Annotated in this window: 3 protein-coding genes and 1 pseudogene; 1 reads left to right on the top strand and 3 read right to left on the bottom strand. The window is 33.4% G+C overall.

Translation table 11 applies throughout. From position 1 onward, the window contains the following. Positions 1 to 298: 298 nt before the first annotated feature. A complete protein-coding gene (locus HUN22_RS15785) occupies positions 299 to 1282 on the top strand; it encodes a formylglycine-generating enzyme family protein (RefSeq protein WP_174731312.1) in 984 nt (327 codons plus the stop codon). Here the strand turns inward: HUN22_RS15785 and HUN22_RS18440 are convergent. From HUN22_RS18440 to HUN22_RS15770, 3 genes and pseudogenes are all read right to left on the bottom strand, one after another. Further along, a pseudogene (locus HUN22_RS18440) lies at positions 1260 to 2170 on the bottom strand (tetratricopeptide repeat protein). The gene HUN22_RS15785 and the pseudogene HUN22_RS18440 sit on opposite strands and share 23 nt — an antisense overlap. A gap of 70 nt (positions 2171 to 2240) precedes the next feature. Beyond that, positions 2241 to 3146, bottom strand: a complete 906-nt coding sequence (locus tag HUN22_RS15775) for a tetratricopeptide repeat protein (RefSeq protein WP_174731309.1) — start codon at positions 3144 to 3146, stop codon at positions 2241 to 2243. Positions 3147 to 3169: 23 nt separating this feature from the next. Further along, positions 3170 to 4225 (bottom strand): hypothetical protein, encoded by a 1056-nt coding sequence (locus HUN22_RS15770; RefSeq protein WP_174731306.1) that lies wholly within the window; start codon positions 4223 to 4225, stop codon positions 3170 to 3172. Positions 4226 to 4298 lie beyond the last annotated feature (73 nt).

Here is a 4298-nt window from a genome sequence, read left to right as displayed (position 1 = left end):
GTTCACACAGATCACAAATTTTTAAGAATTATATATTTCTGAATCTTGCCTACATCACATTGGAAATTGATAAAATAATAAAATTACAGATGAGTAAATGATAAAAAGGAAGTTGCAGCAAGATTATAGTTTATGAAAAAAATGTTAAGGCAAAGAATTTATAGTCATATATTTGAACATTTACTCTTTAGAAAAGCGAATTATTTCTACATCCGAATAACAAAACCTCTATTTATATCTCTTATGTCTCTTACTAAAATAATCAAATCACTACTCAACCACATGATTTTTAAATAAGATGATTAAACAAAATTTAGCCATCATTCTACTTTCGAGTATTACGTTGACTGCATGCGCAAAATCAACAAATAATACAGAGCAAACCCAAGCATTAACAACTAAACAAAATCTCTCTTCAGAGCAACAAAAGAAGCTACAACAACTACTTGATAAAACAAAAAAGAATCTTGTAGAGATTAAAGGTGGTACTTTTATGATGGGGGATTTTGGAGAGCAAAAAAGTCCAGATAAATTACCATACGATAGTGATGCTGATAGCAAACCTTTACACAAAGTTACTTTAGACAATTATGCATTAAGCGCAACAAAAGCAACTTATGCTGACTTTGATATATACACAGAAGTTACTGGCCAAGAAAAAATTGGTAAATTTGATGAACTATCAATTCAAGATCGAATTCTCAATTCAGCAGCAGGAGTAAATTGGCAACAAGCCCGAAATTATTGCCAATGGTTAGGAAAACAACTTAATTTAAAAATGGATTTACCGACCGAGGCTCAATGGGAATATGCTGCGCGGAATCGAGGACAATATATTCTTTACCCTACAGACAACGGTAAAATCGATAATGGTAGAAATGTTTGGAGTTTTGAACAACGTCAAAATCAACAAAATAAATTAAACGCTTTTAGAAATATTCCTGAGTTATTAAAGTTTCCCGCAACCCCTCTAGGCCTTTATGACATGATTACTGATAATTATGAGTGGATGCTAGACTGGTATGATCCACAGTATTACGACAAATCTCCTGAAAAAAATCCTCAAGGACCTACAAAAGGTAGCCTCAAAGTTGTACGTAGCTCAATTCCTTCTGAAGGACAATCTCTACAAATGTTTGGAGGCTTCACTTTTAGCAGACATGCTATTCACCCTATAGAGGATCCTAAAGCTGCTAAAGATGAATTAACAAAAAAACATCATCTTGACTTAAATCAAAATAATTCTGTCAGATGTGCATTTATTTACCAAGTTCAATCTTAGATTTCCAATAATTAGCTTTCTCTGTATTATATTTTGGATTTTTTATATCGGAATAGATGTTAATTAATAATTGAATCGCTGCTTGATTCTGTACTTTTGCTGCTTTTTCAGCATATTCAATTGATTTATCAAAATCTTGATCAGTACCATTTCCTGCAAAATATTTTAACGCAACATTATATTGAGCCTCAGGGTTACCATTATTCACTGATTTTAGAAACCAATTCATTGCTTGGATTGGATCTTTTTCAACGCCCTCAACTTTTTCATAATTAAGTGCAACATTATTCTGCGACTTAATATCACCTTGTTGAGCTGCTTTAAGTGACCAATAAAAAGACTCTTTAAAATCTTTCTTTATCCCTGTGCCAGTATATAGTTGATAGGCAATAATTTTTTGTGATTGTAAAAAGCCGAGTTTCGCTGCCTTAACAAAATATTCGTAAGCCTGTTTTTTATCTAATTTAGTTCCTATACCCTCATAATAAACCATTCCAACATTGTGTAAGGCCATAGCATTATTTTTTGGCTGATTGCTTATACCAACTTAACGCTTTTTGGTCATCAATATTTATATAACTTGATCCCTCTTGATAAATTAAGCCAAGTTGCAACATAGCTTCATCATTCCCGAGCTTTGCCGATTGCTCAAATAATTCAAAAGCTTTTTTTTGATCTTCAATATCTGTACTGTTTGTTGCGTAAGTAGAAGCCAAAGTATATAAAGCTTTAGGATCATTTTTTGTGCAGCCTTATTGAGCTCATCTTGAGAGCTATAAACTGATTTTTTAGGTGTGTATCGGTCACAGTATGATTATTTCCACCTTCGCTACAAGCAAGATTCAAAAGAGTACAGAGTAATAGCAATATAAAATTTTCTTTCTTCATAACTTAGTTAAAAATCGGCATGTTCCTACTTAATATTAACATGCCTTAAAAATTCTTATGCTAATCTCAATTAGAGCTTAGATTTCCAATAATTAGCTTTCTCAGGATTATATTTAGGATTTCTATCATTTGAATAGATATCAACCAACAATTGTATAGCAGCTTTATTCTGCGCATTCGCTGCTTTTTCCGCATACTCAATTGATTTCGAAAAATTTTGCTCTACACCATTACCATTATAATACTTAAGCGCAAGGTTATATTGCCCTAATACAAAACCATTATTAGCCGCTTTTTCAAACCATTTTTTAGCAAGTACCGGGTCTTTTGCAACTCCATCTCCATTTTCATAAGCTAAACCAATATTGTTTTGCGACTCAACATCCCCCTGATTGGCTGCTTTTAATGCCCACTCAAAAGCCTTTTTATGGTCCTTAGTTACACCTTCACCGTTGTATAAAAGACCCGCAACTATTACCTGTGATTGTAGTAAGCCTAATTCTGCAGATTGACTAAAATACTTGAAAGCTTTCGCTTTATCTTCTGTTATACCTAATCCTTTATAATATGAAACGCCTAGATTATGTATAGCTGAAGGATTACCTTTTTTAGCCCCCTGTTCAAACCACTTTAAGGCTTTTAAATCATCTTTTTTTATTAAATCATTACCATTCCGATAAATTAATCCTAATTGCAACATGGCATTAGAAGAACCGAGTTTTGCAGATTTTTCGAATAATTCAAATGCCTTCTTCTGGTTAAATTCAACACCTTCACCTGTCGCATACATAGAACCTAATACAAACAATGCTTCAGGATCATTCGCTTTCGCCGCTTTCTCTAAGTCTTCCTTCGACTTGTAATCGGAAACTTTTCTGTAATCTTTGGTTAGAGTACCTTGTGTACTATTTTGACTACCTTCACTACATGCAGAGGTTAAAATAACACTTAAAATCAATAAAAAACGAAATTTCATCACATTATTCCACAAACCTAAAGTTAATCACTTGAAAGTATATGTTCTTCATACATTCCGACACCATATTGCTCCTGTAACTCTTTATGATATTGCTGCTTCTCTTCTGCTGTCATACTTGTCATATCCATAATTAACCCTTCCGCAACATCACCACCTGTTTTGTCGCCTGCATACCATAAGATCCCAAAACAACTCAATCCTGCAACTGCCAACCCTATTGGCCTTTTCGATCCTTTAACCATTTTAGGGCAAACTTTTCCGGCTATTCCAACTGCCACACCACTACCATACATGGAACCACCTATACTTGCGACTTTAGCAGTCCCTTCCGCAGGTTTATTCTGCTCAAAATAAATTGCCGCTTCAGCAATATCCATTCCAGTACCCCAAGTGCCAACAGCCTTACCGACATGACCAATTGCTTCTCCAACATCAACAACTTTAATATTTGAAATACCTCCTCCTTGATATTGACGAGAATTTGTATTAGGTTGGGGTGGATGATAAATTTTTGATTGATTACCTATAGCTTGTTTTAATCCCGCCCCTGTGCTACCTAATTTTTGTTTTGCTTTTTGAATTTGTATGCTCACTAAATTCTTAGGATCAATCGCAGGCTTACTACGATTAAATTTTTTATCAAATTCTTCCTGACCTTTAGCAAAATCTTTCTTTAAAATCTCATAATCAAACACTCTTACCTTGGAGTCTTCAATTACTGCTAAAGAATTCATTAACAAATCAGCAGCTTTCTGACCACTTTGCATTTCTGTTAATAAATCACCTTTCTTTTCGTAGTCTTCTTGCTTCTGTTTATCTTGTTCTTTTTTATATTCCTTAACACTTATTTGAGTTTTATTAACTGCATTTTTATACTTATTAAGGATATTTTCTTTGATACCTTTTTGCTCCTCCTGACTCATCTTTACAGGACCAACGATATAAAGAGGATTCTTTTTAGGATTATGAAGTGTATCTTTTAGAATATTATTTTTCGATCTTTCAAAGGTATTTTCAGGCTTTAAAAGATAAACTGGCACACCTTTCTTACTATTTTCTTGTTTACCATTAGCCATTTTTCCATTCCTCTCTATTAATATAATTTGGTAATTTAATATAAGCTCCTTCGACCAATTTAGTATTTACATC

It is taken from the genome of Acinetobacter lactucae, from assembly GCF_013344765.1.
Taxonomy (GTDB): Bacteria; Pseudomonadota; Gammaproteobacteria; order Pseudomonadales; family Moraxellaceae; genus Acinetobacter; species Acinetobacter lactucae_A.
The sequence above is the reverse complement of the archived record's forward strand: the minus strand, read 5'-3'. Positions and strand labels throughout refer to the sequence as shown.